This window comes from Desulfonatronospira sp. (genome assembly GCA_003563255.1).
Taxonomy (GTDB): domain Bacteria; phylum Desulfobacterota; class Desulfovibrionia; order Desulfovibrionales; family Desulfonatronovibrionaceae; genus Desulfonatronospira.
Map to the genome: position 1 here is coordinate 1 of PWSL01000253.1, position 5,183 is coordinate 5,183.

5 protein-coding genes are annotated in these 5,183 nt (G+C 46.8%); all 5 read left to right on the forward strand.

The features are described from left to right. Window positions 1-122: 122 nt before the first annotated feature. Window positions 123-551 carry a GxxExxY protein gene (locus tag QZP87_RS07370; protein WP_291322276.1) on the forward strand — a complete coding sequence of 143 codons (429 nt, stop codon included), beginning with the start codon at window positions 123-125 and terminating at the stop codon, window positions 549-551. 356 nt (window positions 552-907) lie between these two features. Beyond that, complete coding sequence (locus tag QZP87_RS07375; protein WP_291322277.1) at window positions 908-2,374, forward strand: restriction endonuclease subunit S; 1,467 nt, start codon at window positions 908-910, stop codon at window positions 2,372-2,374. After that, complete coding sequence (locus QZP87_RS07380) at window positions 2,371-3,555, forward strand: ATP-binding protein (protein ID WP_291322278.1); 1,185 nt, start codon at window positions 2,371-2,373, stop codon at window positions 3,553-3,555. Before QZP87_RS07375 ends, QZP87_RS07380 begins: the two co-directional genes overlap by 4 nt. Continuing rightward, window positions 3,548-4,210 (forward strand): hypothetical protein, encoded by a 663-nt coding sequence (locus QZP87_RS07385; protein WP_291322279.1) that lies wholly within the window; start codon window positions 3,548-3,550, stop codon window positions 4,208-4,210. The genes QZP87_RS07380 and QZP87_RS07385 overlap by 8 nt, the downstream gene beginning before the upstream one ends. Window positions 4,211-4,650: 440 nt before the next feature. Then, window positions 4,651-5,183: AAA family ATPase (locus QZP87_RS07390; RefSeq protein WP_291322280.1), on the forward strand; the 533-nt coding region annotated here is incomplete at its 3' end.

Consider the following 5,183-nt stretch of genomic DNA (forward strand, 5'->3'; position numbering starts at 1 on the left):
CCTTGGGGGGAATGAAGAGAAGAGAGAAGAAGGACTCACGCTAAGGCGCTAAGACGCTAAGCTTTTCAGAGCTTTTTCTTTGCGCCGTTGCGCCTTTGCGTGAGACAATTCTTAAATAAACTATGCGTGATCAATCAGAATACATTGAAAAGCTTGCATCCACAGTCATTGACACTGCCTTTCACCTGCACCGTGATCTAGGGCCGGGACTGCTGGAATCCGTATACGAAGCTGTACTGGCCCATGAACTTGGGGCAAGGGGCTTGATGGTGGAACGGCAGAAGCCGGTACCCGTTCATTATCAAGGCGTTGTGCTTGATGAGGGTTTCCGGCTGGACCTGCTTGTGGAGAAAAGGCTGATCGTTGAACTCAAATCAGTTGAAGAGCTTCATCCTGTCCATCCAAAACAGGTCCTGACCTATCTGCGGCTCATGGACCTGCCTTTGGGGCTCTTGATCAATTTCGGGGCTCCTTTGTTGAAGCAGGGGCTTAAGCGGGTGGTGAACAGGCATGAGGAGAGAAGAGAAGAAAGGGTCACGCTAAGCCGCTAAGCCGCAAAGCTTTTAAACCCCTTTTTCTTAGCGCCTTTGCGTCTTCGCGTGGAACAATTCTTAAAAGACTTTCTTAGCGCCGTTGCGCCTTTGCGTGAGATAATTCTTAAATGAGACATATGACAACAGACCTTTTATTCAAAAACTTCCATCTCCTGGCAGGTACACCCGACGGAGTAAAGCAACTGCGCCAGCTCATCCTCCAGCTGGCTGTCCAGGGCAGGCTGGTTCCTCAAAATCCTGATGATCCTCCTGCAAGTAGGCTTTTACAACAGATCAAGGCAGAAAAACAGAGGCTGATCAAAGAAGGCAAAATCAAAAAGCAAAAGCCCCTGCCTGAGATTAAGCCGGATGAAGTGCCCTTTGAGCTGCCTAAAGGATGGGAGTGGGCACGTTTAAAATACATCAGCTTTGATTTAGGCCAAAAAAAACCCGACATGGAGTTTACATATATAGACGTGGCCTCGATTGAAAATAATTCAGGAAAAGTTTCAAGAGATCTTCAAGTTATACAACCTCAAAACGCACCTTCAAGGGCAAGAAAGATTGTCCTTAAGAACACGGTTATTTTTTCCACTGTAAGACCTTACCTGCTTAACATAGCAGTTATCGAAGACGATTATTCTCCTGAACCCATAGCCAGTACGGCCTTTGCCATTCTGCACCCCTGCTCAGGCATCTCCAGCAAGTTCTTGTTTTATTATTTGAGAAGCAATGTCTTTATTGATTACGTAAACTCAAAAATGACTGGTATAGCATATCCTGCAATTAACGATTCCAATTTCTTTTCAGGACCAATTCCAATTCCGCCCTCCCCTGAACAACACCGAATAGTCGCCAAAGTTGACCAGCTCATGGCCCTGTGCGATGAACTGGAAGCCAGGCAGGAAAAACAAAAAGTGGTTCATGCCCGGCTGAACAAATCCGCCCTGCATGTCCTGACAAAATCCAGAACCAGGGACGAACTGTCCTTCAACTGGACCAGGCTTAAGGACAACTTCAGCCTTGTTTTCACCACCCCGGAATCAATCCAGGAACTCCGCTCCTCAATCCTCCAGCTGGCTGTCCAGGGCAGACTTGTCCCTCAAAATCCTGATGATTCTCCAGCACAGGCAGTCTTAGAAAAAGCAAAACCTTTTTTTGAAGGCTTGGTTGTCCAGAAAAAACTGAAAAAGTTACAAACATTGCCAGCCGTAACTGATCAAGATAAACCTTTTACACTCCCGACCGGTTGGGCTTGGAGTCGTTTGGGAGAACTAATTAAGGTATCATCAGGTGATGGTTTGTCGTCAAAGGATATGATTGAAGGTCATATCCCAGTCTACGGTGGAAATGGCATTGCCGGTTTTCATAATAAGCACAACATTGAAAAGCAAACATTGGTGATAGGTCGTGTTGGATATTATTGTGGCAGTGTTCATATTACTCCAGACAAAGCATGGGTTACTGACAATGCTTTCATTACATATTTTAATGATCACCTTCTAAGCATTTGGTTTCTGAAGTATCTGTTGAATGCTACAGATTTTCGTAAGCACGACAATGCAACCGCACAGCCAGTTATTTCTGGCGCAAAAATTTATCCAATAATCATTGGGCTCCCCCCACTCCCTGAACAACACCGCATAGTTTCCAAAGTTGACCAGCTTATGGCCCTGTGCGATGAATTGGAAGCCAGCCTGACCAGATCCCAGGCAGACGGACAGAAGCTCATGCAATCGGTTGTGGTGGGTTGTTATCCTCAGCCAGTGATCAGCCAGAAAATGTTCAATGGTAGTGAAAAAACATACCCGCACAAAATCATATTCCAGGAGTCAATATGATCAACACAATAAATATTGATGGTTTTAAATCCTTGAGAAATTTTGAGATGGAACTTGGCCTGGTCAATGTTTTGATCGGGGCCAACGGCAGCGGAAAAAGCAATATCCTGGAAGCCATAGGCGTTCTGTCCGCTGCCGCCTCAGGGCGGGTAGACGATGAATCCCTGATGCGGAGAGGCGTGCGCCCTGGGTTGCCAAGCCTTTATAAATCCTCATTCAAGGCAGACCGGACTCCTCCACATATTACCATGGAGGTCAATGCTCCAGAATCTTCATACAGGATTTCGCTTTTAAATCCATTGCAGGACCCCAGGCCTGCCTGGGAATTCAAGACCGAGCACCTTGCTTCAAAGACTTCTACTATTGTCAGTCGTGGAGTACGCCGGAAGAACGATTATGATCCGGCCCTTGGCCTGGCCGCTTTAAAAGCAGTTGAGTTAGACAAACAGGACCCGGCCGGTCGGTTATTGAACACCTTGCAGGACTATGCCATTTATTCCCCGCATACAGCTGCTTTGCGTGGCATAGTACCCGACCCTCAGACCAGGGAGCCCGTAGGACTTTCAGGCGGCGGCCTGGCTGCAGCCATGCATGAGTTGCAAGCACTTGCGGTCATTGATGATAGGGTTGAAGAAGCCCTGGAGGATGTGCTTTCCTGCATGGATTGGGTTGAAGGATTTGACACCAGCCTGAGTGCATCACAGCTGCTGTCTCCGTCCGTGCCCCGTTCAAAGAGGATTCTGCGTTTTACTGATCGCTACATGATAAAGGAGCGCAACAAGCTCACCGCTTATGACGCCAGTGAGGGATCGCTTTACGCTCTGTTTGCTGCGGCCCTGACTTTATCTCCTTCTTCCCCGTCTTTTTTGGCCATAGATAACCTGGATCATGCTCTAAACCCCAGAATGGTCAGGGAGTTGACCAGGATGTTATGTGAGTGGGTGTTGGAAGCCAACAGACAGCAGATTATTTTCACTGCTCATAACCCGGCAGTGGTGGATGGACTGGATCTTGACAATGAAAACATCAGACTTTTTGCAGTGGACAGAAACAGTATGGGACACAGCCTGGTGAGCAGAATTGAAATAACGCGGGAATTGTCTGATCTTGCAGCCAAAAATGACTGGCCTCTTTCCAGACTGTGGATGATGGGACATATCGGTGGAGTGCCCAATGTCTGAGCTCAAAATTGGATTGGTTGTGGAGGGACCCACTGACGCAGTTGTTTTGCAGGCTGGCCTGGCCGCCTTTCTTGGAACTCCATTTATTGCAACAACCCTTCAGCCTCAAGTGCCTGCGGGCTCACCTGGAACCGGCTGGGGCGGGGTTTACAGGTGGTGCAGACAAGTGGCTTCTCTTAAGTCGGAGACATTATCTGAAAATCCCATTCTGCGGAATCTGGATGTGATAATTATCCAGATAGATGCGGACGTTGCAGGAATGAGTTACGCCGATGCCGGAATTCATGAGCCGGTATTAAATGATTTACCTTGTGAGGTGCCCTGTCCACCGGCCTCGGATACGGTTGATCTACTTTTCAGTGTTGTTCATGGGTGGCTTTCACCGACCATACCCGGAGATAGTGGAGTCATCTGTGTGCCTTCAAAATGCATTGAAGCATGGGTGGCAGCCGGGCTTTACAGTCAAACAACTCCCGAACTCATGGATGATCTTGAATGTTCTAATGCGATTCTTGCCTATTTTCAAAACAAGCCAGCCAGGAAGCGTCTTATCCGCAGTAAAAAAGGCAAACCAAAAAAGATAAGAAGCAGATATCTGGAAATATCAGAATCTCTTACAAAAGAATGGGAAAATATTACAAAATATTGTCCATAAGCTGGTTTGTTTCAGAAAGCCGTTGAAAACTCAATGGCAAGGCTGAATGTATAATGGCCATAATTGTTTAAAAAAGCTGAAGCCGCCCCTGGGGACGACTTCGTAACTCCTTCCACTCCTGGTGGATGAGCTATTGAAATTTGTATATCCATAATATCAAGATCGTCAAAAGTTTTTTCATCTGGGTCATCAACTAATTTCGGGAAAAACAGAAATCAATGATTTCCGAATTACAGGACCGCTTTCATCTGACGATCACTAAAGATATTGTGGGACCCTGTCCCCAATATTACATATCCTCCACTAGATCGGGATGACCTCTATTGTTGATTGATACTGTGATTAATGGATAGAGGCATTCTGGATTATCAGTTTCAGTTTCAATTAAGCCTGGATATTTTTAAACTTGACTTTTAAAATATCCACGCTATTTTTAAACTATGTTTTCAAGATGGCTGACCATTCCTTCAGACAGCAGCTGTCTGCTCATCGGCCCCCGCCGGTCAGGCAAGACAACCCTTCTCAGGGGATTGTTCCCTGATTTCAACTACACCACCCTGGATGACCTGGATTATTTGGACTGGGCTGAACGCGATCCAAAAGGTTTTGTCCAGGATCTGGGTAAGTCATGCATAATTGATGAAATTCAGCGCACCCCCAGGCTGACCATTGCGGTCAAGCATGCCATTGATCAGAGCGGTGCAAAAATTTTCATGACCGGCTCCAGTTCAATCGGATTGTTGGATGCTGCAGCAGACACCATGGCTGGAAGGATTGAAATTCTGTCTTTGCCTGCACTTTGCTGGGGGGAGGAACTGGGTAGACCAACCCATAATGTTTTCATTGAAGAACCAAACCATGTTCAGCTCAAGCAGGGGGCAAGAATGCTGGATCAGGCCGTAACCTTCGGCGGATTTCCGGAAGTGGCTGAACAGAAGAATGAAGAGGGGAAGGCAAAGATACTGATCCGTTA